Genomic DNA, 26,270 nt, shown 5'->3' with positions numbered 1-26,270 from the left:
GGCACTCACCAACCCGCCGGTCCGGTCACGTCCGCCACAGCACCGCTGTCGGACGGCGTCGGGGCGGTGAGGATCGTGCGGGCATCGGTCAGCATGGCGGCGGTGAACTCCTGGGCGAGGTCGAGGATGGTCTGCTCGATCTCGTGCTCGACCTCGTCGGCGATGTGGGGATGGCCGACGCACATGCCCATGACCTGGTACTTGGCGGCGGTGCCGAGTCCGATGCGATCGGCGAGGTCCTGGAGGGCGAAGAGGTCGAAGACCACGGTGCCGCTGCGGTAGAGGCGGTCGGCGAAGGCCGCGGTGTAGCGGGAGACGAGTTCGCGCGCCGCCGGGTGGAGTTCCGGTCGGCTGTAGGTCTCCTGGAGGACGTGGGCGACCTGGTCGGGCAGGTAGACGAACGCGCACCGGTAGAAGTCGGACGTGCCGAGCATGCGGAAGCTGTTGGTGCGATCCAGCAGGTCGACCATCCTCTGGTAGGTGGCTTGCCGGGCTTCGACGAGCCGGCCGATACCGTCGGTGCCCTGGTGCTTCATGAGGGCCCAGAGCTTGAGCGACTCGAAGCCGCGGGAGCCGTAGAAAGGGGTGATCAGCCCGAGGTCGAGGCAGTCGGGGTCGTCGGCGCGGTCCGGGTAGCGGGCGAAGCTGCCGAGCGCGGCCGGGTCGCGGAAGAGCGCGTAGCTGGAGGGGTAGGAGACGAACAGGCCCTTGTGGGGGTCGAGGGCGACGGAGTCAGCGCGTTCGATGCCTGCGAGCTGGATCTTGAGTTTCTCGGAGAAGAGCAGGCTTCCGCCGTGGCAGGCGTCGACGTGGAACCACACGCCGTGCAGCTGACAGAGGTCGGCGAGTGCCTGCAGGTCGTCGATGCCGGTGGTGCGGCAGTTCCCGGCGACTCCGACGACCATGAAGATCCGCTTGCCGGGCGGTGGGGCGGCAAGCAGGTGTCCGATGGAGCGGGGGTCGCTGGTGAAGTCCGGGGTGGCATCGGCCCACAGCAGGCCGTCCGTGCCGAGGCCGAGGGCTTGGGCGGCGGCGAGGTAGGAGAAGTGCTCGACGCCGCCGGCGAGGAGGATCACCGGCTGTTCGGGAAGGGCGCGCAGGCCGCCTTGGCGGACCTGGGGGTACGTGTGCGCGAGGGCGGCGGCGATGGCGACGTGGTTGCTCATGTTGCCGCCGGAGGTCCACATCCCGCCGAGCGAGGCGAGTCCCTGGTACTCGGCCAACGGCGTGACCTGGTAGCCGATGAGTTCCCGCAACCAGGTGATCAGCTGGGCTTCGATCACGCTGGCGGCGGGCGCGCTGCGGTCGAAGGCGATGAGGTTCTGGTTGAGGAAGGTGGCGACGATGTCAGCCGCGAGAGCGGCGAGGCTGTCGCCCGTGTCCGGGAAGGCGAGGTAGCGCGGGTCGGCCTGGGCGATCGACCAGCGGGCGATCTCACCCAGGGAGCTCATCAGCTGGTCGTCGCTGCTCCCGGTGACGGGGATCGACTCGGAGAGTTGGTCGATGAGTTGCTGGACCGTCGCGTGCCGCAGTACGCGGTGGTCGCGCAGCTTGCCGGTGGCGAAGTCGAGTCCGAGGTCGACCGCGCGGTGCAGCATCTTCCGGCTTTCGCCGACGGGCCGGCTGCTCAGCAGGGCGGGCGGTTGGGGGTCAAGCACGTCCGAACTCCATTCGATACACGCAGCCGTCGCACGAGGACCAGGCGGGGCCCTGGAGGAAGGAGTCCCGTAGGGACCGGTACGGCGGCGAGGTCCAGATCTCGGTCATCGGCGTCTGGTGGATGTTGCCGAGCACGTTGCCCTGCGAGGACTCCATGTGGACACAGCACGGCGTGACATCGCCGTCCTTGGTGATGTAGCTGGCGTCCCACGGCCAGGGGCACACGGCATCTGCGGCGGCCGGGGAGGCGAGGCGGGAGTAGTCGAAGATCGACAATTGCAGGCCGAGTTCGTCGGCCCGTGCGAGCCCGACCTCCAGGTGTGGCACGACGTCCCGTGGTGGGAGGGCGAACAGGGACTCGGCGTTGAGGGTCTTGTCCTCGCCCCAGTGGTGCAGGCTCTCCACGCTCACGCGCTTCACACCGTGGTCGGCGACGAAGTTGACAATCGCCGGGAACTGATCCAGGTTCACGGTCGAGAGCGTCACCGCGGCGGAAAGCCCCGTCGCCCGGTCCTCGGTCAGCCTGACCGCTTCTCGCAGGGCCGTGCTCAGTTGGGTGAGGCGCAACCCTGAGCGCATCCGACCGAGCGTGACGTCGTCCGCGCCGTCGACACTGATGGCGAGCAGCCTGAGCCCGGCGTCGAGGACCGGCCGGAGCCGACGGCGTACGAGCAGGCCATTGGTGTTCGTCGAGGTGAAGACGGAGCGGTCGGTGCACAACTGGACGTAGGCGGCGAAGTCACCGACGATCAGTGCCTCTCCCCCGCCGACGAAGGAGACGTGGTCCAGGTCGGGGAGTTGGTCGAGGAGCGCGACGAACACTTCCAGCGACAGGTGGCCACCGTTGCTCTCGTGGACGGCGCGCAGGCAGCCGGCGCAGGCGAGGTTGCACAGGTCGGTGAGTTCCACCTGTAGGTACTGCGGAGTGAGGGTGGGCCGGCCGGGAGTGAGGCCGTAGCGGTCGAAGTCGTCGGTGACGAGGAACTTCTGGAACCGTTCGGGCACCGTGATCGGCGTGTCCTCGGGCATCATCTGGCTACCACCTTCCGGTACACGGAGACGGTCTCGTCGGCGAACAGCTCGAACTTCTGCGCCCGGCGGCCGAACGACGGCGCCCAGGGGGCCGGGTGCTCGGATGCCGTCTCGATCGCCCGCGTCCAGGCAGCCGGGTCCTGGTAGTCCTCGACGAGGTGGATGCCGGGGTCGTCGGCGAGGTGGCGCATGGACGGGACCGCCGAGGACCACACGGGAACGCCCAGGGCCCGTGCCTCGTGCGCCACGAGCGGGTGGTTCTCCCACCACTGCGAGGGCACGAGCAGGGCCTGCGCGTCGGCCAGTAGCGGGCCGACCTCGGTGCGCGAGTGCGGGGGAAGCCAGCGCACCCGGGGGTTCCCGGCAGCGTCGGCGCGCATCTGTTCCTCGTAGCTGCCGTCGTCCGGCACGGTCGCGATCACCAGCGGGAGTTCGGTGCGGCTGCTGCGGTAGGCGTCGAGCAGGAGATGAAGGCCCTTCTCGGGTGAGCATCTGCCCAGAAACAGCAGGTAGCCTCCAGTGGGTCCGCTGGCGGTGAGCGGCGCCCAGCCGGCGGGCAGCCCGTAGCGGGCCCGGTCGCGGACGATCTTGCCCATGTCGACGCCCGCTGTTGCCAATTCCACGGCTTGGTGCGGTGTCTGAGTCCACACGGCTTGTACTCGGTCGTTCAGCCAGGCGATGTTCCGTACCCGCCATCGCTCCACGTCGTCGAGAGCGTTCTTGGGGGCGTCGAGGCATCCGAGGCAGTTCCGGGATGCCGCGGTCGCGGTGCACTGTGTGCTGGTGGACCGGATGACGAGCTGGTGGTCTGGGCAGACCGCGGTGTAGTCGGTCAGCGTCGCGACGACGGGCACCCCTCGCAGGGACGGAGTGTTCAGGAACTCCAGGCCGATGCGGCTGAAGTGCAGCACGTGAACGACATCGATGGCCGGGCGCGTCGCGAGCACCTGCGCGATGCGTTGGGCCTGCTTCGTCTCCTGGGCAAGCCAGCCGACGGGGTAGTCGTCGGCAAAGGCCGCGGGCACGCTCAGGTACTCATCGGCCGTGCGGCGGTGCGGCGGTGGCGGTTCGCCCGCTGCGAGCCAACTGACGTGCAGGCCACGGGCTTTCAGCGCCTGGGTCAGGTCATCGGCCAGGATCTCCGTGCCGCCGGCGGCGTCGTCCGCGAATCGGTGGGTCGTCAAGAGGATGCGCACCGTTCCACCCCTCAGCAGGTGTTGCCCTGGAGACCGGCCCAGCGGCCGATCGGGGTGAGCCCGGCGGGCATCCGCCCGTTCACACTGGCCGCTTCCGGGTGCACGGGTGCTTCCGGTCCCGACAACCGCAGGACTCCGGCGCGGGAGCGGTCGAGGAGCGCGAACGGCTCGTGCAGGGTCAGGGCGGTCCAGCCGCCGTCCTCGAAGTCGACGAACACGTTCACCCCCAGCTCGGCCACCAGCTCCTGTGCGGGCAGGGGCACCGTGAGCCGCACCTGCTGGGGTGCCCAGGACAGGTCGACGTCGACGGCGTCCTCCCAGATGGGGTCGGGGTGCGGAACGCGGCGGAAGCGGGCGGTCGGGGCCTGGAGCCACCGGGCGCCGTCGCGGCTGCAACTCAGCTGCTGCTCGCCCGGCCACTGTTGGGCGGCGAGGTCGTGCAGGGTGAAGGTGCCCGATCCCAGCGGCTGCAGCCGGACTCGGACGGCACGCACGATGCTGGGCGTGCCCCCGAAGTCCAGACGGACCGCGAGGTGACCGTCGTCGAGCGAGAGCCGAGCGCGCAGGCCTTCCGGGTTCACCAACCCTCCCCGGAGACGACCCGGCCCAACCAGCGGGATCACCGCGTCTTCGTTGCCCGAGGTCGCGTGCAGGCGGGCCGCCGGCACGTAGTCGGCCTCGGGGGGTGCGGTAAGGGCCTCGTCGGTGAGCCCGTACGGGGCCGGGAGGGCGTCCAGCACCTCGGGGTGCTTCTCGCGCAGCGTGATGACGAGACGGACCGCCAAGTCGGTGAGGAACCGGATCAGGTCGCACTTGACGTCGTCGGGCTTGGTGATGTCCCCGTTCGCCAGCACGGCCTGGTAGTAGCAGCCGCCGCCGCAGACGTACCGCGACGGGCAGGTGGAGCACCCGTCGCGGTCGTCGACGACCAGGTTGAGGTAGCGGCTGCGTTCGCTGTCCTCGACGCCGGTGGAAGCGTGTCCGATGTGCCAGCCGGACTTCCCGATGAAGTGCGCGCAGGGGTAGAGGTTGCCGTTGGTGTCCAGGTACGTGCCGCTCTTGCCTGCTCCGCACCGGTAGACCTGCGCCGCGCGGTCCTTCACCCGGTAGAAGTACCGCATGAAGAAGTCCTCGGAGTTCAGGGCGAGCAGTCGGGCGAGGATGCCCTCCGGCGGCTGGCCGAGGATGTGCTCGACGAGGTCTGCGTAGCCCCGGCGGAAGGCCGGCAGCGTGGCGGCGTTGAGGGCGTAGTCCTTGTCGTGGGTCGCGTTGACCGGCTTCATGTAGATGTTGCGGGCGCCGACGTCCTCGAAGAGGTGGCGGAAGATCGCGACGAAGTCGGTGCAGTACGCGGTCAGCACCGCGGAGACGCCCATGCCGGGGTGGCGGGCCAGTACCCGGTCCAGGACGGGCCGCACGTGGTCGTAGGTGCCGCCCCGGTCGCCCGTGTAGAAGCGGACCCGGTCGTGGACGTCCTTGGGACCGTCGAGGCTGATGTCCTGGGGCGGGCCGAGCCGGTCGGCGAGTTCGGCCGTCATCGACAGCGTCGCGTTGGTGACCATCGGCCCGGCCCACACCACGCTGACCGGCGACGTGGCCAGGCCCTCCTCCACCAGGGCCTGGACCTCCTCGTGCATGTGGCGCACCAGCATCGTCTCGCCGGCGAGCCCGAAGTCGATCCGGCTGTACCGCGCGTTCTCCTCGCCGAGCCGCTTGCGGTGGGTCGCGAGACCCTGCACCACCGTCTCCAGGGGGATCGTCACGGGCTTGCCGTCGGCGTGGACCCGGTCGCGGAACGAGCAGTACGTGCAGGCCATGTTGCACTGGTCGGTCAGGGACAACTGGGCCTGCGGGTACGCCTCCCGGTAGGCCGTGACCTGGTGGACCGCTTCCAGGCCGGCGCACGGGCACGGCTCGCCCGGGGCGGTGATCTGGCCCCCGCGGACGTGGAAGACATAGCCGTCCGCGAAGGAGATGTGCGCTGCGTCGCTGGTGGAGAGTGGGATCGCGTCACTGATCACGGTAGACCTCTCGGTCGGGAATGGTGTGGATCGGGGCGGTACCGGAATCACAGGTCTCTTGGGCCGGGCAGTCCAACGCGCTGGCGGAATCGGTCCAGCCGGTCGGCGAGCCGGGCGATCTCGCCCATGAGCTGGTCCTCGCCCGGGCGCGCCAGGCCAGACCTCTCCCGCAGGGCGAACGTGGCATGGACGAGATCGCGCAGCTCGGTCGCGTCCTCTGCGTCGAGCACCTGCGGGATGACGGCGAGCTGCCCCTCAAGGGTCACAGGCATCCGATAGACGTCCGAGGCGGTGAAGGCAAGACGCGCCAACGCGGCCCGGGACTCGAACCACAGGTACTTGGCAGTGCTTTCGCGGCCCTGCTGTTCGTACTGGCTCGGGCGAGCGACAGTACCTGCGGACGGCTGGTGCAGCAAGTCCGTTACCCAGCCCGGGTCTTGGAGCTCAGAGCCGGGCCGCCGGAGCTCCAACCATTCGTGCAGGTCGCGGCTCGCGCGGTTGTCCGCGCTGACGAGGTCGCGCTCGGCCGGGCGCGCGGCGGATCCCTCGGCCGCCAGCCCGAGGCAGGCGAGCGCTTCGATCAGCAAGTCCTCCAGCGGCCGGTGGCCGTCGGGGTGTTCGGCCGAGCTCAACTCGAAGTCGACATCGCTGCCACGGGTCACCACGCCTTGGGCGCACGATCCCCGCAGCAGCAGGTCCAGCTCCTCGTCGAGCCGCAGGACGACAAGGATGACGACAGCAAGCCGGCCGGTGAGCTCCGCAGCCGCCGCGGCCCTCTCGCATGCCGCCGCCCAACCGCCCGTGAACGCCAACCGGGCCAATCGCGCGGCCAGTTGCTCCAACGGCGACCCCGTCACGGGCATGAGATATGTCTCGGCAGCCGAGAACAACGCCAGCACCCAGGCCCGCCTCAGCCCCTCCAACTCCAGTGAAGGAGTGGCCGACTTTTGGCCGGACACCAGGGCGTCCAACCGCCCGAGCAGGAACGCGTAGGCATCCTCGCCGCGTTGCTCGCGCAGGCGTGCGGTCAGCACGCTGTGGAAGACGCCGAGCCCCGTAGGAAGGACATCCTCGGCAAGGTGTCCCAGCGAGGCAGCGCTCGCCGATCCGTCTATCTCCAAGGGGAGTTCACTCGCAAGCGTCACCCTGATCCCGTAACCGCGGACGTCCCGCCGCGTCATGGCCGGGGTCAGCCATCCCGCAAGGACGGTCTCGAAGCCGTCCAGCTCCACCTCCCGGTCCGGCGCCGAAACAGGGATGTGCTCCCGCAACTTGAGATCGCGCCCGAGCAGGTCGGACCAGGCGATGTCCCACTTCATCAGGGTCAGCCCGTCCGGAGCGGCACCGGCCGGCACCAGAAGCGCGTCCTCCCAGTCGATCAGCACCGTCTCGCCACCTCGGCGGAACATGTTCCGTGGCACGCACCCCGACGCCTCGACTCCTCGATCGAGCAAGGCCATCAGCAGGCCGGCGATGACGGGTGCGGAGAGGGCGCTCGCCCCGTCGTCTTCGACGGACAAGCGCGTGCCCAGGTACGGGGAGACCAGCGCAGCCCTCCGCCCGGGCAATGGAACCAGCTCAGGGACGCAGACCTTGACGGTTCCGAACCCGTCGACCACCAATCGGCCCAGACGGTGCGCGGCCTCGGCAGCGAGGGCCCGCTCGGAGCGCGCGGCCTCAAGCGGCCGGAGTTTCGCCACAAGATCACGCCCGCGGTGCCGGAAACGACGCACCTGCCCACCGACGTCTACGAGATCGAGGCCGTCGAAGGCAACCCCTTCGTCTCCCCCGTCGAACAGCTGCCGAATAGACGCCGCAAGCTTCCCCGATTCACGCGCACCCCTCACGACCCTGCTCACCGCACTCCCCTCCCGAGCGCCGCACACAGGCTTGCCACCGTAGCCGCTCCGTCACTGTGTGTTCGATCGAATTTGCAGACTGGATCGCCGACTTCCGCTTGCACGCGGACCGCACATAGCGGAAGGGCGAGTGTCAAATGGTGATGATCATTCAAGCCCATTGCTTGTTCCTCCTGTTGGCGGCGACCAGCGCGGTCGCCGGCTGGACTTAATCGGCCTTCGTCCACGGGGAGCATGGGATAATCAGCGCACGGCGCCGACCATTCACCTGGTGCGGCTGCTGTGCGACGCCCGCGGCTCGTTCGCGGATCCGCCCTCTCACAGAAGTGGTCCTTCGTTCTATGGCTACGGTCACCTCCATCGCCGACGCGCTGCAGCAGCGCCTTGCTCAGGCGATCTCCACTGCGTTCCCCGACGCCGCGGAAGGCGACCCCCAGCTCCGACGAAGCGACCGCGCCGACTTCCAGGCCAACGGCATCATGAGCCTCGCCAAGCCTCTACGGGCCAACCCCCGCGAGGTGGCCACCCGCGTCCTCGAACACGCGCCCGTTGACAAGATCATCGCGAAGCTGGAGATCTCCGGCCCGGGCTTCATCAACGTCACCGTCACCGACAGCGCGATCCTGGAGCGCTTGGCTGCTCGTGCTGTGGACACCCGGCTAGGTGTCCAGAGTGCCGCCGAGCCCGGTGTCACAGTGATCGACTACAGCCAGCCGAACATCGCCAAGGAAATGCACGTCGGCCACCTCCGATCCACGATCATCGGTGATGCGCTCGTGCGCGCACTGGAGTTCACCGGCGAGAAGGTCATCCGGCGCAACCATCTCGGCGACTGGGGAACCCAGTTCGGCATGCTCATCCAGTACCTCATCGAGCACCCCGACGAGCTCGGCGACGACACCGAGACTGCCGAGACCGGCCCGTCGATGTCCCGCCTCAACCGCCTCTACAAGGCATCACGAGCCAAGTTCGACAGCGACCCCGACTTCGCCGACCGCTCCCGCCGGCGCGTCGTCGAGTTGCAGGCCGGCGACGCCGACACCATCGCATCCTGGCAAGGCATGGTCGACGAGTCGAAGGTCTACTTCGAAGCCGTCTACGCCCGCCTCGGCGTCCTCCTCGAAGACGCCGACGCGGTCGGCGAAAGCTACTACAACCCCATGCTCGCCGACGTGTGCGCGGACCTCGAAGCCTCCGGCGTCGCCGTCCGCTCCGACGGCGCCCTGTGCGTCTTCTTCGACGACATCAAGGGGCCCGACGGCGAACCGACCCCGCTGATCGTCCAGAAGAGCGATGGAGGCTACGGCTACGCCACCACCGACCTCGCCGCCATCCGTGACCGCGTCGGCATGCTCGGAGCCAACCAGCTCCTCTACATCGTTGACGCCCGCCAGGCCCTCCACTTCCAGATGGTCTTCGAGACCGCCCGCCGCGCCGGCTGGCTCCCCGACGAGGTTCGCGCTCTGCACCTCGGCTTCGGCACCGTCCTCGGCAAGGACGGCAAGCCGTTCAAGACCCGCTCGGGCGAGACCGTCCGCCTCATGGGCCTTCTCGACGAAGCCGTCGACCGAGCCCGTACCGTCGTCTCGGAGAAGAGCCCTCAACTCGCCGCCGAGGAACTCGGAGACCGAGCCAAGCAGGTCGGCATCGGCGCGGTCAAGTACGCCGATCTGTCGACCTCACGCACCCGCGACTACGTCTTCGACACCGACCGCATGGTCTCCCTCAACGGCGATACCGGCACCTACCTCCAGTACGCGTACGCCCGCATCCAGTCCATCCTGCGTAAGGCCCCCGAGGGCGTCACCCCGACCGCCCACCAGGACCTCGCCCTGGAGCCCGCCGAGCGCGCCCTCGGCCTCCTCCTCGACGAGTTCGGCGCCACCATCAACCTGGTCACGGAGACGTTCGAGCCCCACCGCCTCTGCGCCTACCTGCACAGCCTGGCGTCGGCCTACACCACCTTCTACGAGCACTGCCCCGTCCTCAAGGCACCCAGTCGCGAGGTCATGGAGACCCGGCTGCTGTTCTGCCGGCTCACCGGCCAGACCCTCCGCCAAGGCATGGACCTCCTCGGAATCGGAACGCCCGAGCAGCTGTAGAACCGATCTGCGACGCCAGCAGGCTGGCCCGGGACAACTCGTCCCGGGCCAGCCTGCTGGCGTCCGTGCCCAAGTTCTCGGTTCCACGGAGCGAGTCCCCCTGAGCAGTGCCGACAGCGTCGCTCCCTCTCCGCGGCAGCTCTGCGACTGGGTGCGTACGGGCCTCGGACGAGGCAGGCTCCTACAGGCGACGGCTCGTGAGCTCCGCGATAGCTTGCAGCACGGACTGCGGCTCGCACAGACTGTCGAGGACGCGGTCTGCCCCGGCTTCGGCGAGTTGGTCGGCCGTGGTGGTGCCGGAGGCGACGGCGATCACGGCGGCTCCGCCTTCCGCTCCGGTCCGCACGTCTTCGAGTGAATCCCCGATGATCACCGTGTTCGAGCGGTCGAAAGCGGTTCCGTGCCGGGCAGCAGCCCGCCGTTGGGCGATGCCTACCAGCGCCGGCCGGTGGGAGTCGTCGGAGGCGAAGCCACCCGCGGCCAGATCGACGTACTGGTCCAGGGCGAAGGCGCGGAGCTTGATCTCCGCACTGCGCTGCAAGTTGCCGGTGACCACGGTGGGTACGAGGGCCGGATGGGCATCGACTGCTGCGAGCGCGGCAGTCGCGCCGGGCATGAGCAGGCCGTCGGAACGCAGCTGCCCGGTCTTGGCGGCAAGGAGTTGGGGCAGCAACTCGACGATCTGCTCTGCGAAGCGCTCGGCGTCTCCGCGGTCGACGTCGTTCGCCGCCAGGAGCTCCCGCACCGCCAGTGGCATCGTGCGGCCGGTTCCCCGTTCAGGAAGCTTCGTCGCCTCACGGCCGACGACCTGGCGGAACGCCTCGCGGTAAACAGCGCGGTCGGTCTCGCCGACGTACACGAGGGTGCGGTCGATATCCCACAGAACGAGCACGGTGCTGGTCACAGTCACGACTCCTTGGCCGCCATCACTTGTCGTGATCGTTCTATCAGCTCGTTCGACCGGTGCCCGGAGATGGTCTGGAGGTGCTCCACGGCCCGCTCCAGGTGTTCGTTCAGCCTGACCGACTGGATGTTCGCCGCGAGGTTGAGAGCGGAGTCAGCGGCCGCGAAGCCGCCATCCCGATCGCCGGCGAGGAAGTGGGCGGAGGCCGCGCGCGAGGCGAAAAGCGCCCGTGTCCGGAGGTCGGCGGGGTTCAGGGTGGAGGCGGCCTGTTCGAAGTGGTCTGCCGCGGTCTTGTGATCACCGAGTTCGAGGTGGCAGCTGCCCGTCTGGCCCAGGATCTCTCCCCGGTTCATCCAGTAGAGCCAGCCCGGGTCCTGTTCGGCCGGGCCGCGCTCGGCCAGCTCTGCGGCCTGACCGAGCGCGCGCAGGCACGCCTGCTGCTCCTGGAGCTTGGCATGCCCGCGTGCTTGGCGGGTCAGGAGCATGGCTTCCAGGTACGAGGAGCCGAGGGGACGGATCTTCGCCCTGGCGGCCTGCATCGCGGTCACGGCGTCACGGGGGTTGCCGACCGAGTAGCTCTGGATGGCCAGGTAGGACAGGGCACCGGCGCCGTAGCGGGGGTCTCCGGAGGCGTGGGCGGCTCGTAGCGCCGCCAGAAGGGCTCGTTGGGCCGCGACGTGGTGTCCGGCGTCGAAATGGAACCAGCCGAGCTGGGTGGCAGTGTCGGCGGCGATGCCGGCCAGGCGCTGCCCCATCTCCTCGGTGTAGCTGGCTGACTTCAACGTCTCGCGGATGACCTCAAGATGAGCGCGGGCGAGGCCGGCGACCATGCCGCTGCCGGAGCTGGCGTCCATGGTGCGCAGGCTGTCGATCGTCCCCTGGAAGCTGTCGGCGAGTGCAGGGGTGACCTGCGCTCCGCCGAGCGCGCGTTCGAGGGGCTCGGCGTCGGCGATGCCCCATTGATGGATGAAGGCGGAGAGGGCGGTCCCGGCAAGGAGTAGGAAGTGACGGCGACTCGGACGCATGGCGGCGGGCTCCCCTCGCATCGCATCGTGCAGTGCCGCCACCATACGGTCGGCCGTCCACGGCCCGACGATGTCGTCATGAGCAGGAGGTGAACTGACGTGCTCTCCTGGGGCGGGTGAGGTCACGGCAGACCGTAGCGGCAGCTTCACCAAGTCGGCTGGGGCGCCCACCGCGTCGAGGAACTCGACGATCCGCTCGATGTGTGTCAGCCGTACCCGGTCGGCCTCCAGCCGCGACAGGTAGCCCTGGGTCAGCCCCGTGATCCCGGCCAACTCCTCTTGACGGAGCGGGATGATCTCCCGCAGGCGTTTGCTCAACCCGCCGAAGTCCAGTCCGGCGAGGCTGTTGCGCACCGCCGCATCTCTCCAGACCCGCATGGGGATGGCCTCGGTTGATGACTCGGCGATCGTGCGTGCGCAAGGTCCGCACACACTGCCGCTGTCGTTGTACTGGCTGAGCGTGCACCCGCATCGCTCGCATCGACTTGCCATCCCACCCCTCCCGTCAACGGGAGCCCCGGCCTCCCGTAGGCGACCGTCAAGATCATATTTCTTCGCGAATATGACTACTCGAATGGTCGTCTTCGACACACTCAGGCACCTTACTGCGGCGGCCGGTTGCCCATAGGGGAAGCGATCACATCGCGTGCCGGGCGCACGAGAGTTCCTATGAGCCGGCCGAGTCGCGTCCGCACTCGACTCCGGACCGGCTCAACTCCCAGTAGTTCCTGGACAGGAGCACTCGATCGGCGACTCCGCCGCGCGCACCTCGCACGCTCACGCTTGGAGGACGTTTCATGATCGCCGCGCCGTTGACTCGGCCTCCGGTCTACCACCCTGCCGGGTTCGACGATGGGCTCCGGACCGCGGTGGACGACCTGAGGGCCGGACGCTGGCTTTCGACACAGCGGCTGCTGGCCAACACGGCGCAGCAGATGGGCCTGCGGACTTCTCGGACGCAGGTGCTGGCGCTGGTCGCGGCGCGGTCGACAGTGCTCAGCGACTGGGCCCACGAGAACCCGGACGATCCGGGGCTGGCCGTCTTGCGGACCCGGGTGTTGGTCGAGCATGCTCTGGCCGCGGCCGAGGCCGGCTCGCCGAAGGCCGCCGGCCTGGAGCGGGAGGCCCGCGAGTCGTGCTGGGCCGCCGCTCAGGCGGTGCCCTTGGACCCGGTGCCGTGGGTGTGCCTTCTCGCCTTGGCCGTCCTGGACCGCGCTAAGCAGCGGCCGGAACACCAGCGTCGCTCTTCGGACCCGATGCTTCCGCCCGGGCCGTGGGGGCTGCTCGACGAGGCGTTGCGGCGCGATCCCGGCAACCGGGAGGCCCACCATCGGATGCTGCGCTACTGGCACCGGGTCTCCCGGCCGGCGGCGGCCGATTTCGTGAACGTGGTGATGTCGACGGTTGTGTTCGGGTCGCCGCTCACCGCCCTGCCGCTGTACCTGTCCGTCGACTACTACCGCAACGAGCCGAGCCACAACGCGGTCGTGCTCCGGCAGTGGCTTCGGGATCCGCACTTCTCCCGTGCGCAGCGCGCGTACGAGAGTTGGGCCGTGTCGGAGCCCGGGTCTTGGCCGGTTGTCGATCTCAGCTAACTCGCCCATGCGTTGTGGGCGTCGGCCCAGATGGCCGCCGCTACCGACGTCTTCGGGGCGCTGGGCCAGTTCGCGTCCAGGGCGCCGTGGAGCCTGGTCGCCGAGTCGCCGGATCGGGCCGAGGCGCTGCTGCTGACCGCACGGCAGCAGGCCCTCGCCGGCCGGGCGACCGCCCTGGCCTGATCGCCCTCCCTGCCCGTTACCCGCCTTCTCCCCATACGGAGGTCTACCTCGATGTCCCCCGCTCACGCCGCGCCGCCGACCGACGAGGAACGGCTTCGCCAACTCGGCTACGAACCGCGTCTGTCCCGAAGGATGGGCGAGTTCGGCAACTTCGCCGTCGCCTTCAGCGTCGTCAGCATCCTGTCCGGCTGCATGACGATGTTCGCCTTCGGCCTGAACACCGGCGGGCCGGCGGTGATGTTCTGGGGCTGGATCGGCGTCGGGGCGATGGTCCTCTTCGTCGGCCTGGCGCTGGCCGAAGTGACGTCCGCCTACCCGACTTCCGGTGGGTTGTACTTCATGGCGCACCAGCTCGGTGGGCCGCGGTGGGGCTGGGTGACCGGCTGGCTCAACCTGCTGGGCCTGATCGGCGGCATCTGCGGCATCGACTACGGCACCGCCAGCTTCATCGGGGCCTTCCTCAACCTCCAGTTCGGCTACGAGCCCACCGCGGGCAGCCTGTTCGCGATCTTCGCGGCGGTCCTACTGCTCCACGCGCTGCTGAACCTGCCGGAGGTCCGGCGGGTTTCCGTGCTCAATAGCATCTCGGTGTGGTGGCACATCGGCGGCGTCGTCCTTATTGTCGGTGCGCTCGCGATCGTGCCTGGTCGACACCAGGACGCCGGCTGGGTCGTCGGGCACTTCGTCAACAACACCGGCTGGAGCAACCCCGTCTACGTGAGCGCGATCGGCCTGCTGCTGGCGCAGTACACGTTCTCAGGCTACGACGCGAGCGCGCACATGTCCGAGGAGACGACCCGCGCGGCGGTGTCGGCACCCCGCGGGATCGTCCGTTCGATCTGGGTGAGCTGGATCGCCGGCGCCGCCCTGCTCGCCGGCATGCTGTTCGCCGTCCAGGACTACGACGCGGTCCTCGGCACCACCACCGGCATGCCGCCCGCACAGATCTTCATCGACGCGCTCGGGACGACCGGGGGAAAAGTGCTCCTGGTCGTGGTGATCGTGGCCCAGCTGTTCTGCGGGAACGCGGAGACGGCGGCGTCGGCGCGGATGGTGTTCGCGTTCTCAAGGGACGGGGCGCTGCCCGGTTCGGCGTTGTGGAGCCGGGTGTCGGAACGTACAGGTACGCCGGTGGCCGGGGTGTGGCTGTCGGTGGGGGCGGCGCTGGTGCTCGCGCTGCCGTCCCTGTACAGCACGACCGCGTACGGCGCGGTGACCGCGGTCAACGTGGTGGGGATGACGCCGGCGTACGCGGTTCCGATCTACCTGCGGCTGCGTCGGGGTCGGAAGTTCCGGCCCGGGCCGTGGAACCTGGGCAGCCGGGGACCCGTGATCGGGTGGATCGCGGTGGGCTGGGTGGCCGTGGTGAGCGTGCTGGTATGCCTGCCGCAGAGCTACCCGGTGACCGTCGACACCTTCAACTACGCCCCGATCGCCCTCCTGGCGGTGCTGCTGCTGGCGTGGGCGTGGTGGATCCGCGCGGGGCGCTCGTACGCCCCGCCGGTCCAGCGGTCGGCCGAGCTGGTCGAGCTGACCGAGGAGGTCGTGTGACCAGCCGCCGACGCACCAGCCGAACGGTGAAGCTGCGAGCCGCCCGATACCGCACCGCTGGCGCCCCGGCGACGGCCTCGCCGACCGGGCCGCTGTGCCAACTGGTGAACGACTTCGGCGTCGAGACGGTACTGCTGGCAGCCGTGGACGCGCAGGGCCGGCTCAAGGGCAAGGAGTTCGACGCGGCCGGGCTGGTGAAGCGGCTTGAGTCCGGGCGGCTGGCCCCGGAGATGTGCGGGTACGTGATCGGCACCGATCTCGGGATGACCGCACCCGCGACCGGGTCGTTCTCCTGGGAGTCCGGGTTCGGTGACATCGGGCTGCTGCCCGACACCCAGCACGCCCGCATCCTGCCATGGCTGCCGTCCACCGCCCTGGTGCTCGCCGATCCGGTCAGCAAGACGTGGCCGCACCCGCTCGCCCCGGTCACCGTACTGGCCGAACAACAGCAGCGCCTCGCCGGCCTCGGCCTGACCGCGAAGGTGGGCGTCGAGACGGAGTTCGTCCTCTACGAGGGCTCGGCCCGGGATGCAGCGGCAGTCGGCTGGCGCGGCCTTCGTCCCGTCACCTGGGACAACCGCGACTATGCGCTCGACCTGCCAGCGCCGGTGCGGGAGTTCACCAGGCGACTGCGGCAGGTGCTCGCCGAGGCGGGCCTGCCCGTCGAGGCGGTGAAGGCCGAAGGCGCCCACGGCCAGCTGGAGGTCACCTTCCCCTACGGGCCGGTGACGGCGGCGTGCGAGCAGCATCTGCTGTTCAAGCACGCCGCGAGGACAGTGGCCGACGAGCAGGGCCTGACGGCGTCGTTCATGGCGGCGCCGGCCACCGGGGTCGGCAGCGGGATGCACCTGCACGTCTCGCTGCACGACGTCGACGGCCGGCCTGCGCTGACCTCCGCCCCCGAGGACGGGACCGCCCTGTCGGGGCTGGGCGAGCAGGCCGTGGCCGGGCTCCTGGCTGTACTGCCGGTCCTCGGCCCGTTGTGGGCGCCGTACGTGAACAGCTACAAGCGCTTCGCCGACCACTCCTTCGCCCCCTCCCGCTTCACCTGGGGGCGGGACAACAGGTCGTGCGCGGTGCGGGTGGTCGGCCACGGCCGCAGCCTGCGGCTGGAGGTACGGCTGCCCGGTGCGGACGCCAGCCCTTACCTGGCGCTGGCAGCCGTCCTGGCCGGGATCCGGCACGGCATCGAGGCCGGACTCAAGCCCCCGCCCGCCACCAGCGGCGACGCCTACCAGAACCTCGACGCCCCACCCGCTCCGCAGTCCCTCGTCGAGGCCCTGGCTGTCTTCGAAACCAGCGAGCTGGCCGGTGACCTGTTCGACGAGTTGGTCACCGCGCACCTGGCCCGCGTCGCCCGCCTGGACCTGGACCACCACGCCGCCCGCGTCACCGACGCCGAGCTGGAGCGCGGTCTCACCCAGGCATGAGCCCCGGGTCGGCCGCGGCGCCACACCCCCGGAGCCCGCGGCCGACCCGGTTCCACCTCCCACCCTGCCCTCACCTGCTGGAGGACCTTCATGGACACCGTCGTCCAACGCCACACGCACGAACACGAAGGCGCGCCCCCCGCCACCGGTCTGCCCGACGTGCTGACAAGGGCGCACCTGGTCGATGTCGCGAAGCCCGGCATGGAGGGCCTGGCGCTGTGGCTGGCCTCCCGCAGCCTGGCGGTCACCGGCAGCATCGATCCCGTCGACCGTGACAGTGCCGCTGCCGCCCGGTTGCGCGAGGCCGGGGTCGACGTCACGGTCGGCTTCGACGCCGGGCACGTCCGGGAGGACCGGAGCTGCGTGGTGTGGTCGGGGGTGCTGGCCGCTCCGCACCCTGAACTCGACCGCGGCCAGGACCTGCGACTGCCGGTTCTCGCCCGGGCGCACGCGCTCGCCTCGCTGACCGCAGACTTCGGCCGGCAGCTGGTGGCCGTCGGCGGTAGCCACGGCACCGCGACGGCGGCGGCGGTGCTCGCCACCGCGCTGGACGACGAATGCACCGGCTGGATCCTCAACGCCCCCACCGTCAACCGCCCGCCGGGGCACAGCGGCGACCGCCGCCTGGTGGTGGACCTCTGCCCGGACACCGCCACCCACGAGCCCGCACCCAAGGGGTCCTGGAGTTACCGCCCCAACACCGCGTCCCCGTACCGGCGGCCTCGACCGGAGGTGACGCTGATCACCGCCGCCGCGGGGAACGTGCCGCACTTCGAGGACACGGTCGAGGCCCTGAACTGGCTCACCGGCCTCGCCCACCGCTCCGGCACCGTGGTCCTGCCGCTGTGGGACAAGAGCGCCAAGATCCTTCGCGAGAGACTCACCGACCGGCCCGGCCCGAACGGCCCCACCGTGGTGGTGACCGTCGGCCTCGACGAGCGCGCCGATGTGTGGGTTCTCCCGCCCCGGTGGCTTGGCGGTGAGCACCTCCTCACCCTTCACTACCAGGACGTGCAGTACCAGTTCACCGTCCGGGTCGCGGGCCGTCACCAGGCCCTGGCGGCGTGCGCCGCGATCGCCACCGCCCTCGTTGCCGGCGCGAGCCCGGGGGCGGTGGCGGAGCGCCTTGCCGCTTTCCGGGGCGTCGAACGCTTGCTCACCGTGCTCGGCACGCAGTGCGGCATCACCGTGGTGGACTCCCGCGCCCGGCACCCCCGCGAAGTCGCCCAGGACGTCACGGCCGCCCGGACGCTCACCGAGGGGAACGTGATCGTCGCCCTGGAGCCGGACGGCATCGCCCGCACCAGCGCCCATGCCGGCGGCCTCTGCTCCGCCCTCGGCGACGCCGACCACGCGCTGCTCCTGCCGGTCAGCACCCCGCTGGCCACACACGACGGGCCCGACCCGCTGGACGCCGTCGAGCGGGCCGCCGTTCGGGTCCTCGGCCCGGATGCAGTTCACCGCGTCCGCTGCGGCCCGCGCGAATCCGGCCCCGAGCAGCGGCTCTTCGAGATGACGGCCGAGGGCGACCTCGTCCTGGTCGTCGGAACCGGCCAGGCCGAGCGGCTCGGAGCCCTGCTGCTGGACCGCCTCGCGCAGACCGGTGCCCCGGGCGCCGACTGCCCGTGAACCGCCCGTCGACCACCGGAGACGTCACCATGACCATCGCTCTTCCCGCCCACACCCTGACCGAGCAGCAGGTTCGTCTTCTCAGCCACATCGCCATCGAGTCCACCGTCCGCATGATCGCGGCCGACCCCGAACTCCCCTGGGAGCCCGCCGAAGTCGACGCCGCCGTCAAGAACCTGCTGATGGCCACTGGCACCCGCACCGCGTGCCAACTCGTCGCCTGGGGCACCGCTCACCGCGTCATCACCGACACCGCGCAGCCCTGCACGGCGCTCACCATCCCGATCTGCCTCCCCCCGCACCTGTACCGGATCCTCGTGGGCTGGGTCAGCGGGCGCACCTCCCCGGAACTCACGGTCGACCTCGATGTCACGACCGCCACTGTGCGTGGCTATGGCCGGGACCTGCGCGTTCGCCTGGGCGTGCACACCCAGGTGCAGGCGAGCATCGCTGCCGTCCTGGCCGGCCTGGTCTACCTCAGCGACATCGACCCCACGTGGCCCGCCGAACCGCTTCACCGCGCCGTGCCCCGCAGGCCGGCCGCATGAACCCCCAGCGCACCGGGGGCAGGGCCGCGATCGGCCTCGTCTGCTTTCTCGTCGGACTCCAGGTCGGGGCCGCCGTCCTCTACCTCGTCCAGCACCGCGCGCAGCTCACCCAACCGCTCTACTTGGCGATCTTCGCGCTCGTCGCCTTCGGCACGCTGGCCGTCGCCGACCGCCTGGTCGCCTCGCGCTCCGGGCCACAGCGCGATGGTGGCTCCCCCTAAGAAGACCCGCCCCGGCCGGGCGACTGAACACCTGCTCCACCGCACCACCCCATGGCGGCCGTTTCGGGCCAGGGCCGCACCCCGACAACCCCAGAGAGAAGATGAGCACCTTACGACCTGCCGACGGTATCTCGGCCCGCGATCTGGACCGCCACCTCATCAACCGCTCGGGCGTCCTCGTTGACGCCAGCGCGCTCGTCCAGCTGCCTGCCACCCGTCTGTCCGGGGCCGATCCCAGGCTCCTGGCCATGGGTGCCCCGGCGCCGGCCACCAACCCCGCCCCGCTGCTGCGGCTGCTGATGCGCGCCGGCTCCCTGACCATCCCCTGTGCCCTGGTCGTCCAGCGGCTCGGCCTCCAGGTGACCGACATGCTCGCTGCGCAGCGCGTCACCAACGTGTGGTCGGCGTCCGTGAGCACGGTGGAGCACCGCGAACAAGGGACCAACCCTTATCGGGCCGCAGCCCTCGCTCTCGGGCAGCCGGTCGAGACCTGCCTCATCATCGCGACCGGCCAGACGATGCACGAGGCCCGGGCCAGCAGCGCACGCCGGGTACTGCTCAGCCACTCCGGATCCCTGAAAGTGGCCGCGAAGAACAGCAACGGACTCAGCAGGCACGAGCACGACGTTGCTGTGCAGCTCGCCCTCGGGCACAGCTACGACGGCGTCGCCGAGCAGCTCGGCTGTTCCGCCGGCAATGCCTCCAACACCATGTCGCAGGTGATGCGCCGCCGAGGCTTCGCCGACCGCACCCGTGCCATCGCCGACCTCATCCTCTCGAAGCTGCTCGACACCGCCGAGCTTCGCGCAGCGCTGCCCGACAAGCTCCCGGAACTCGCCCCGAGCGACCACCAAGTGCTCACCCTGCTCGCCACCCACGATGTGCACACCGTCGCACGGATGACCGGCATCAACCAGAACAACATCGGGGGCGTCATCACCCGGGCCACCAACGCCATCGGGGCGAAGACCCGCACCCACGCCGTTGTCATGGTCCTTCTTCTCGGCCGACCCGTCTCGGGCACCGCCTCCAGCGGTGCCCGATGAGGCTGGTCAAGTACCCGGAGCACTACGCCTCCGACGGCAACCCGTCGCTGTACCTGGCATGCTGTGGCACCGGCCGCCCGGGCTGGCAGAACGACGTCATCACCATCCTGGACTCGGCCGGCTTCACCGGCACCGTCCTCACTCCCCAGCCCGGCACCGGGACGGGAACGGCGTTCGGCTGGCAGGAGCACAACCTGCGGCGCTTCAACGCCGTCCTCCTGTGGCGCCCGCAGGGCGCGCAGCAGGTCCGCGACTTCCAGCAGCGATTCCTCCGCCGTTCGCGCACCGCGCTGGTCGTCGGCTGCGACCTGGACGACCGCGCCCAGCGGTTCGTCCGTGCCGAACTTCTCGCCACCAGGCCCCGGTTGGCCGTCGCCGCCGGCCTCGCCGCCACCGTGCACGCCACCCTCGACCACCTCAACGCCCAGGCCACCACCCGGCCCTGAGTACCACCACCCACCCGTAGGAACACCATGCACACCCCCGCCCTCCGCCCTCACCCCCGCATCGAAGACCTCGCCCTGATCGGCAACACCGCCACCGGCGCCCTCGTGCACCGCGACGGGGCTGTCAACTGGCTGTGTCTGCCCCGCTTCGACTCCCCTGCCGTCTTCACCGAGTTGCTCGGCACCGAAGAACACGGCTTCTGGCGCATCGCCCCGGCCACGGACGGCATCCCGCGACCGTCCGACCGGCGCCGGTACCGCGGCGACACCATGATCCTGGAGCAGGAATGGGTCACCCCGAACGGCATCGTCCGGGTGACCGACTTCATGCCCTGCAGCCCCCAGGTCCCCCAAATCGTGCGGATCGTCGAGGGACTCAAGGGCACGGTGGCGATGACCTCGCTGTTCCGCCCCCGTCCCGGCTACGGCGCCAACAGCCCGCTCATCACCCGCACCGCGCGTACCGGAGCCCCGCGGCTGTGCGCCACCACCTACCCCGACACCTACTGGCTGGACGGCCAGCACCACACCGTCACCGAAGACGGTGCCCGCGCCGACTTCACCATCACGTACGGCGCGTACACCACCTTCACTCTCACCTGGCAGCCCTCACACCTGCCCACCACGCCGACCATCCGCAGCGCCCGCACAGCACTGGCACGTACCGAGGAATTCTGGCGCGAGTGGGCCTCCCGCGGCACCTACCAGGGGCCCGACCGCGACGCCGTGGTGCGCTCGACGCTCGTCCTCAAGTCGCTGTGCAACCCGGGCGGCGGGATCGTCGCCGCGCCGACCACCTCACTGCCCGAACAGATAGGAGGCGAGCGCAACTGGGACTACCGCTACACCTGGCTGCGCGACGCCTGCCTGACCGCCACCGAACTCGCCCGCCTCGGCCACACCGAGGAGCCAGAGGCCCTTCGCGACTGGCTCCTCTGCGTCCTGGGCCGCGACGTCGAAAACATGCAGATCATGTACGGCCTCAGCGGTGAAACCGACCTTGCCGAACGGACGCTGAACCACCTCCCCGGCTACGAGGGATCCCGGCCGGTCCGAGTCGGCAACGGCGCCGCCGGACAGCTCCAGCTTGACGTCCCCGGTGAGATCGCCGACTTCCTGCTCGCCGCCGAGGACGCCAGCCTTCCGCCCTCGCGCAACGCCGACGCGATGCTGCGCGCACTCGCCCGCTTCACCGAGGACCACTGGCGCGAGCCCGACGAGGGCATCTGGGAGATCCGCGGCCCGCGCCGGCACTTCGTCCACTCCAAGGTCCTCGCCTGGGTCGCCGTCGACCGCACCATCACCCTGCTGCGCCGCCGGCCGGACACCGCCCCCAAGGAACTCGCCCACTGGGAGCGACTGCTCCACGAGATCCACACCGAGGTCTGCGAGCGCGGCTACGACCCGGAGCGCAACACCTTCACCCAGTACTACGGCGGCAAGGAGCTGGACGCCTCACTGCTGCTGATCCCCCAGGTCGGCTTCCTGCCCCCGGACGACAAGCGGGTGATCGGCACCATCGAGGCGATCCAGCGCGAACTGTCCACCGCGGACGGCTTCGTGCTGCGCTACCCGACCCACGACGAGTCCGGCAACAACGTCGACGGCCTCTCCGGCCACGAGGGCGCCTTCCTCGCCTGCTCGTTCTGGCTGGCCGACGACCTCGCCATGATCGGCCGCGTCCAGGAAGCCCGCGAACTCTTCGACCGCCTCCTCACCCTTCGCAACGACCTGGGCCTGCTCGCCGAGGAATGGGACCCCCGTCTCAAGCGCCAGGTCGGCAACTTCCCGCAAGCCTTCAGCCACCTCGCCCTGGTCGGCACCGCCCTGCGACTGACCGACGCCGTCCACCTACCCGCTCAACGCACCATGCCCGCCGGCGCACCCCCCGAGCGGGACCTGGGGACGTCCACAGTCGCGGGGGTCCGGCAGAGAGCTGGCCTATGAGCACTCACATGCCGCCCGTGTCCAACGTCATCGGCAGCGCCCGGACCTGCCCCGTGGTCCGGGCCGGTTCGAGCGGCCCGGCCCTCCCCGAGCACGCCAAGCCCTCCGGGTCACGGGCACCGCACGGGCAGCAGATCGGCTGCCCTGGCACGGCGGCCGCCAGCAGGAGAGCAGCCCGTCGATCGCACGTTTCCCCAGGTCAACGCACCCGTCCGCGCGATTTCAGTGGGATGTCAGGCAGCGCCGGGGCAGGCAGGCGGGCTCCGTCGTAGCCGTACACCTCACCGAATCGGGAACCCTTCTCCCAATTCGTTCGTGCCTGTACGATCTCCTCACCGGATCAGCCGATGAAGTTCCACCACAACAAGCGGATCCAGGAAACCGGCAGAACGAAAAACGCCTTACCTTGTCAGAATTTTCAGCAAAGGTCGGCAATAACTGACGCCCAGCCTGTTGGGGGTGGTGAACTCGACGGCATCAATTTCCATTACCCCCGCACGGCGCTCGTTCAGCGAACCGAGATCTTTCATTACTCCGTTCAGTGACTCGGCGAAATCCCAGGACGATGTGGCAAACTCAAATGCTCCGGCATTTGGAAGATTCGGGAAACGAAACAACACCCTGGCGTGCGGCCGAGGCCCTCGACCAGACCTGGCTCGCATTCGCCGCTCGTCCCAGGAAGGCGGGCAGCCGCACCTGGCACCTGGCTTCATCGAGCCCACGACGTGGCGACTATCGCAGTGATGGACGACCCGCCCCGACACCTGTCGCCTCAGAGTCAGGGACACCGACTCCATCCCGTCGATAACAATATCGAGGCTGGCTGCTGTCACCACTACATCAACTCCGGAGCTGAAGTCAGCCGCTTCCAGGGAACCATCGAATGCCTTGCAAACAGCCGTGGCAGTCGATCGATCATGGACGGTGAGCTCCCATGACGGGGCGGCTGCGTAATTAGCTGGCTGCCGCATACGAAGATGCCCCGCGAACTCGCAGTCGGCACCTTGGGGCCCAGCGGCAGCACGGTGTGAACAGGTCAGCATGGCGGTTCTCCAGGACTCGCGGGCGAAGAATCCACTGTCCCGACCGTTACCGATTTGGCCCCGCCGAAGTCGTGCGGTATAGACCGGTCCAACCGACGTACGTCCCGCAGAACACCCGCCCTATCGCCAGCGGATGCTCAGGCCCTTCAGCCCGTTCTGGAAGTTGGAGACGAGCCGGGTCGGCGGCACGCCCGAAGTGAGCTCCAGGTCGGGCAGCTCAGCGACGATTCGCCGGAGCAAGGCCGACATCTGGATCCTGGCTAGTTGCGCCCCAATGCAGAAGTGCGGGCCGAAACCGAAGCTGACGTGATCGTTCGGCGTACGGGCGATGTCCAGGCGATCCGAATCGGAGAAGACCGATTCATCGCGGTTGGCAGAAGCGTGGTACACAACCACCTTGTCACCGCCGCGGATCAGCTTCCCACCAAGCTCGACGTCTCGCGTGGCCGTGCGCCGGAACTCCAATACAGGCGGCCAGAATCGAAGTAGCTCATCCACCGCTGAAGCGATGAGACCCGGCCGTCGACACAGCAGGCGATATTGGTCAGCGTGAGTGAGCAAGGAATGAAGCCCACCCGGCAGACCGTTACGCAGAGTCTCATTACCGGCAACTCCGAACAGAAAGAACATCGTCTCGAATTCTGCGACACTCAGCCCGGCTTCCCGCATCCGGGCCACGATGCTGCCGGGCGGCGGCTGCTCGGCCAGCGCGTGCGCGTAGGCGAACATGTCCGCAAGTGCGGCCCGCGAGCGCGGGTTGACGGGCCGGCCGTCGGGGGTGGTGCGCGCCTCCGGGCGGTGGGCCAGCGCGGCACGCCCCAGGTCGGTGAGCCGGGACGGGTCGGCGGTGCTGGAGTGGGCGTGGTCGGGGTCCTGGTAGCCGATGACGCGGTTCGACCAGTCGACCAGCAGCTGCCGGTCCTGCTCCGGCACGCCGAGAATTCGCGCCAGCGTCCACACGGGCAGGTCAGCGGCGAGCGGCACGAAGTCGACCTCACCCAAGTGCCGGATCGCCTGGACGAGTTCGGCTGCGCGCTCCTCGATGGCCGCGGTCAGCTCGTGCAGCGCACGTGGCGTGAACGCGGCCGCGACGGCCCGGCGCAGCCGGGAGTGGTCGGGCGGGTCCTGGTTGAGCATCATCGCCCGGGCGAACTCAAGATCGGCCGCCGAGTCGGGGTCGCGGATCTGGGTCGCACCCAGGTACGAGGAGAAGTCCTCCGGGCTGCGCAGCACGTGCTTCACGTCCGCGTGCCGCAGCACCGCCCAGTAGCCCGGCCCGCCAGGCCACTCCCCCACGGCCGGCTCCTCCGCCCAGCAGGCCGGCGCCTCCGCCCGCAGCTCACGGAACAGGTCGTACGGCACGCCCTCGGCATAGGCCTCGGGGAGGAAGATCCGGTTCACCCGCGCCTGATCGAGACCCATACCGTCCGACCCTACGCCACCACCCGGCAGCTCACCAGCATCCGGTCGAATCGGGCCATCGGTAGCGACCGGCTCGTCCCCGCGTGACTCGATGCGAAGACCGACTCGGTCTGGTTGAAGTAGTCGGCCGTACTCGTCCCGGGAGCGAGGGTGTATGTCCACTCTCTGGTGCGGTAGTTGTTCGCGGTGATGGAGAAGGTGAACGTCGCGTGGGGGTGGCCAAGAGCACTTCCGGCAGGCCGCATAGGGCCCCAAGGCTTGGCGAAGCCAGGTTCCCGCCAGACTCCGGTGTCGGCGGTACGGGATATTGTCCAACTGCCAGCACTACCAGAGGAATGGGATGCAACTCAGTCCATCGCGCCTTCGACAGCTGTGGCACAGCCTGGGAGCGCAGCGCGGGGAGCGAGCGGTCAACGAGATGGCCCGGGCGCTCACAGACCTCGGCGTGACCATCACGACCGCCAACGCCGGGCTCTACCTGCGCGCGCACTATCGCACCAAGACCCAGGGACGAGTCGCCCTCGCCGTCGGCATGCTCTGCACCTTCTTGCTCTTCCCCGTCGTCCATCAGTACGGCTGGGGCCTTGGCACAGTAGCGAACCAGCACCCGGCGACACCTCGAACGGTCCTGATCACCTTGCTATGCCTGGCGCCCGAAATCGCCGGACTCCTCCTCCTCGAGTTGCGCGGCGGACACTTCGGGATCGTCCGGGACATGGCACGGGCGATCTCAGCCTGTGGAAATGCACACCGCGCAGAGGTGACCCAGAGGCCTCTCAGGATCCGCCAGGTGGCGAAGCGTTGTCAGGAGATTCGTCGGCAACTGCTCGTCATCGGCTACCACGCCGGCTCGATGCCCTTCGGATCGCGCCATCGGACCACCCAGGGCCGCCACGGATCCGAGGTGTCCAAGAAGCTGTGGCAGGCGGAGACACGACTTGGAAGCGAGCCGATGGCTGCCCTCGGCGAACTGGCAGGGACGCTCGCGACCATCGCCGATCGGTACGCCGCCGGGCACACATCCGCCCTACTGCCCGACATCGGTCTGCCAACGGAGCCGGTGCGCGACTCCGATCGGGTCCGGACCGTTCTAGCCGTGCTGTCAGCGGGCGCCATGCTTTGGTTTCTGGTTCCCCATCTCGGGGGAGCCGCCCAGCCTTTCGCCGTCGTCGTAATTCCCGCCCTCTCGTTTGCCTGCTGGCTCGGCGTCGACCGCGGGCTGTCACTCCTCTCGAGGTTCTATCCCGGCTCCACCTTGCCGCCCTCCGTGGGGGCTCCGCCGGCGGATCAGGGCGCCGAGCCGGCACGACAGCCTTAGTGGGCGTTTTGGCATTCCTAATCCCGTAAGTGGCTTATCGTCGTGCTGCATTAATCCGCTATGCCCGATAGGTGAACAACCTCCATCTCCAAA

General features: G+C 69.4%; 21 protein-coding genes and 1 pseudogene. 12 read left to right on the top strand and 10 right to left on the bottom strand.

The features are described 5' to 3' along the window. Window positions 1-5: 5 nt before the first annotated feature. Genes ACZ6EM_RS16800 through ACZ6EM_RS16780 form a run of 5 tightly spaced genes read right to left on the bottom strand, consistent with a single transcriptional unit; the run spans window position 6 to window position 7,767 of the window. Window positions 6-1,658: a pyridoxal phosphate-dependent decarboxylase family protein gene (locus ACZ6EM_RS16800; RefSeq protein ID WP_465772639.1), complete on the bottom strand. Its 1,653-nt coding sequence runs from the start codon at window positions 1,656-1,658 to the stop codon at window positions 6-8. Further along, complete coding sequence (locus ACZ6EM_RS16795; RefSeq protein ID WP_465772638.1) at window positions 1,651-2,691, bottom strand: radical SAM/SPASM domain-containing protein; 1,041 nt, start codon at window positions 2,689-2,691, stop codon at window positions 1,651-1,653. The genes ACZ6EM_RS16800 and ACZ6EM_RS16795 overlap by 8 nt, the downstream gene beginning before the upstream one ends. Further along, window positions 2,688-3,887 carry a glycosyltransferase gene (locus tag ACZ6EM_RS16790; protein WP_465772637.1) on the bottom strand — a complete coding sequence of 400 codons (1,200 nt, stop codon included), beginning with the start codon at window positions 3,885-3,887 and terminating at the stop codon, window positions 2,688-2,690. The genes ACZ6EM_RS16795 and ACZ6EM_RS16790 overlap by 4 nt, the downstream gene beginning before the upstream one ends. Window positions 3,888-3,898: 11 nt before the next feature. Further along, window positions 3,899-5,908: a radical SAM protein gene (locus ACZ6EM_RS16785; RefSeq protein ID WP_465772636.1), complete on the bottom strand. Its 2,010-nt coding sequence runs from the start codon at window positions 5,906-5,908 to the stop codon at window positions 3,899-3,901. Window positions 5,909-5,955: 47 nt separating this feature from the next. Continuing rightward, window positions 5,956-7,767 carry a hypothetical protein gene (locus tag ACZ6EM_RS16780; protein ID WP_465772635.1) on the bottom strand — a complete coding sequence of 604 codons (1,812 nt, stop codon included), beginning with the start codon at window positions 7,765-7,767 and terminating at the stop codon, window positions 5,956-5,958. A gap of 341 nt (window positions 7,768-8,108) precedes the next feature. On the opposite strand from ACZ6EM_RS16780, the gene argS reads away from it, so the two are divergent. Next, window positions 8,109-9,869 (top strand): arginine--tRNA ligase, encoded by a 1,761-nt coding sequence (argS, locus tag ACZ6EM_RS16775; RefSeq protein ID WP_465772634.1) that lies wholly within the window; start codon window positions 8,109-8,111, stop codon window positions 9,867-9,869. Between the two features lie 181 nt (window positions 9,870-10,050). On the opposite strand, the gene ACZ6EM_RS16770 is transcribed toward argS, so the two are convergent. Then, on the bottom strand, window positions 10,051-10,773 hold the full coding sequence (locus ACZ6EM_RS16770) for a haloacid dehalogenase-like hydrolase (RefSeq protein ID WP_465772633.1): 723 nt from the start codon (window positions 10,771-10,773) through the stop codon (window positions 10,051-10,053). Between the two features lie 2 nt (window positions 10,774-10,775). After that, window positions 10,776-12,152, bottom strand: coding sequence for a helix-turn-helix domain-containing protein (locus tag ACZ6EM_RS16765; RefSeq protein ID WP_465772632.1), 1,377 nt, complete (start codon window positions 12,150-12,152; stop codon window positions 10,776-10,778). Window positions 12,153-12,595: 443 nt separating this feature from the next. Here ACZ6EM_RS16765 and ACZ6EM_RS16760 point away from each other — a divergent pair, with 443 nt between their 5' ends. The 10 genes from ACZ6EM_RS16760 (at window position 12,596) to ACZ6EM_RS16715 (ending at window position 22,394) form a co-directional block, all read left to right on the top strand. Beyond that, window positions 12,596-13,393, top strand: coding sequence for a hypothetical protein (locus ACZ6EM_RS16760; protein WP_465772631.1), 798 nt, complete (start codon window positions 12,596-12,598; stop codon window positions 13,391-13,393). Window positions 13,394-13,423: 30 nt separating this feature from the next. Continuing rightward, complete coding sequence (locus ACZ6EM_RS16755) at window positions 13,424-13,576, top strand: hypothetical protein (protein ID WP_465772630.1); 153 nt, start codon at window positions 13,424-13,426, stop codon at window positions 13,574-13,576. A gap of 51 nt (window positions 13,577-13,627) precedes the next feature. After that, window positions 13,628-15,127, top strand: coding sequence for an amino acid permease (locus ACZ6EM_RS16750; RefSeq protein ID WP_465772629.1), 1,500 nt, complete (start codon window positions 13,628-13,630; stop codon window positions 15,125-15,127). Then, window positions 15,124-16,557: a glutamine synthetase family protein gene (locus tag ACZ6EM_RS16745; protein WP_465772628.1), complete on the top strand. Its 1,434-nt coding sequence runs from the start codon at window positions 15,124-15,126 to the stop codon at window positions 16,555-16,557. Before ACZ6EM_RS16750 ends, ACZ6EM_RS16745 begins: the two co-directional genes overlap by 4 nt. A gap of 90 nt (window positions 16,558-16,647) precedes the next feature. Then, a complete protein-coding gene (locus ACZ6EM_RS16740; protein WP_465772627.1) occupies window positions 16,648-18,186 on the top strand; it encodes a glutamate ligase domain-containing protein in 1,539 nt (512 codons plus the stop codon). Window positions 18,187-18,215: 29 nt separating this feature from the next. Then, entirely contained in the window at window positions 18,216-18,734 is a 519-nt protein-coding gene (locus ACZ6EM_RS16735) for a hypothetical protein (RefSeq protein WP_465772626.1), read from the top strand. Further along, complete coding sequence (locus ACZ6EM_RS16730) at window positions 18,731-18,955, top strand: hypothetical protein (RefSeq protein ID WP_465772625.1); 225 nt, start codon at window positions 18,731-18,733, stop codon at window positions 18,953-18,955. Before ACZ6EM_RS16735 ends, ACZ6EM_RS16730 begins: the two co-directional genes overlap by 4 nt. A 101-nt stretch (window positions 18,956-19,056) precedes the next feature. Beyond that, window positions 19,057-20,001 carry a hypothetical protein gene (locus ACZ6EM_RS16725; RefSeq protein ID WP_465772624.1) on the top strand — a complete coding sequence of 315 codons (945 nt, stop codon included), beginning with the start codon at window positions 19,057-19,059 and terminating at the stop codon, window positions 19,999-20,001. Next, entirely contained in the window at window positions 19,998-20,447 is a 450-nt protein-coding gene (locus tag ACZ6EM_RS16720) for a hypothetical protein (protein ID WP_465772623.1), read from the top strand. Before ACZ6EM_RS16725 ends, ACZ6EM_RS16720 begins: the two co-directional genes overlap by 4 nt. A gap of 27 nt (window positions 20,448-20,474) precedes the next feature. Continuing rightward, window positions 20,475-22,394: a glycoside hydrolase family 15 protein gene (locus tag ACZ6EM_RS16715; RefSeq protein ID WP_465772622.1), complete on the top strand. Its 1,920-nt coding sequence runs from the start codon at window positions 20,475-20,477 to the stop codon at window positions 22,392-22,394. Window positions 22,395-22,593: 199 nt separating this feature from the next. Here ACZ6EM_RS16715 and ACZ6EM_RS16710 read toward each other — a convergent pair. From ACZ6EM_RS16710 to ACZ6EM_RS16700, 3 genes and pseudogenes are all read right to left on the bottom strand, one after another. Next, window positions 22,594-22,761: pseudogene (locus ACZ6EM_RS16710) on the bottom strand (pirin family protein); the annotation flags it as partial. Between the two features lie 34 nt (window positions 22,762-22,795). Further along, window positions 22,796-23,107: a recombination directionality factor gene (locus ACZ6EM_RS16705; RefSeq protein WP_465772714.1), complete on the bottom strand. Its 312-nt coding sequence runs from the start codon at window positions 23,105-23,107 to the stop codon at window positions 22,796-22,798. A 450-nt stretch (window positions 23,108-23,557) separates the two neighbouring features. Further along, the gene (locus tag ACZ6EM_RS16700) at window positions 23,558-24,859 is read right to left on the bottom strand and encodes a cytochrome P450 (RefSeq protein WP_465772621.1); all 1,302 of its coding nucleotides are present in this window, start codon (window positions 24,857-24,859) and stop codon (window positions 23,558-23,560) included. A gap of 445 nt (window positions 24,860-25,304) precedes the next feature. Between ACZ6EM_RS16700 and ACZ6EM_RS16695 the strand changes: the two genes are divergently transcribed. After that, on the top strand, window positions 25,305-26,177 hold the full coding sequence (locus tag ACZ6EM_RS16695) for a hypothetical protein (protein ID WP_465772620.1): 873 nt from the start codon (window positions 25,305-25,307) through the stop codon (window positions 26,175-26,177). Window positions 26,178-26,270 lie beyond the last annotated feature (93 nt).

This window comes from Kitasatospora sp. NPDC041917 (assembly GCF_055589745.1).
The sequence above is the reverse complement of the archived record's forward strand: the minus strand, read 5'-3'. Positions and strand labels throughout refer to the sequence as shown.

What these genes read in the sequence shown, in the direction of transcription:
- ACZ6EM_RS16795 (WP_465772638.1), bottom strand. Translation starts at nt 2,691, where the DNA reads ATGATGCCCGAGGACACGCCGATCACGGTGCCCGAACGGTTCCAGAAG.
- argS (WP_465772634.1), top strand. Translation starts at nt 8,109, where the DNA reads ATGGCTACGGTCACCTCCATCGCCGACGCGCTGCAGCAGCGCCTTGCT.
- ACZ6EM_RS16760 (WP_465772631.1), top strand. Translation starts at nt 12,596, where the DNA reads ATGATCGCCGCGCCGTTGACTCGGCCTCCGGTCTACCACCCTGCCGGG.
- ACZ6EM_RS16755 (WP_465772630.1), top strand. Translation starts at nt 13,424, where the DNA reads ATGGCCGCCGCTACCGACGTCTTCGGGGCGCTGGGCCAGTTCGCGTCC.
- ACZ6EM_RS16750 (WP_465772629.1), top strand. Translation starts at nt 13,628, where the DNA reads ATGTCCCCCGCTCACGCCGCGCCGCCGACCGACGAGGAACGGCTTCGC.
- ACZ6EM_RS16740 (WP_465772627.1), top strand. Translation starts at nt 16,648, where the DNA reads ATGGACACCGTCGTCCAACGCCACACGCACGAACACGAAGGCGCGCCC.
- ACZ6EM_RS16735 (WP_465772626.1), top strand. Translation starts at nt 18,216, where the DNA reads ATGACCATCGCTCTTCCCGCCCACACCCTGACCGAGCAGCAGGTTCGT.
- ACZ6EM_RS16730 (WP_465772625.1), top strand. Translation starts at nt 18,731, where the DNA reads ATGAACCCCCAGCGCACCGGGGGCAGGGCCGCGATCGGCCTCGTCTGC.
- ACZ6EM_RS16725 (WP_465772624.1), top strand. Translation starts at nt 19,057, where the DNA reads ATGAGCACCTTACGACCTGCCGACGGTATCTCGGCCCGCGATCTGGAC.
- ACZ6EM_RS16720 (WP_465772623.1), top strand. Translation starts at nt 19,998, where the DNA reads ATGAGGCTGGTCAAGTACCCGGAGCACTACGCCTCCGACGGCAACCCG.
- ACZ6EM_RS16715 (WP_465772622.1), top strand. Translation starts at nt 20,475, where the DNA reads ATGCACACCCCCGCCCTCCGCCCTCACCCCCGCATCGAAGACCTCGCC.
- ACZ6EM_RS16705 (WP_465772714.1), bottom strand. Translation starts at nt 23,107, where the DNA reads ATGAAGCCAGGTGCCAGGTGCGGCTGCCCGCCTTCCTGGGACGAGCGG.
- ACZ6EM_RS16700 (WP_465772621.1), bottom strand. Translation starts at nt 24,859, where the DNA reads ATGGGTCTCGATCAGGCGCGGGTGAACCGGATCTTCCTCCCCGAGGCC.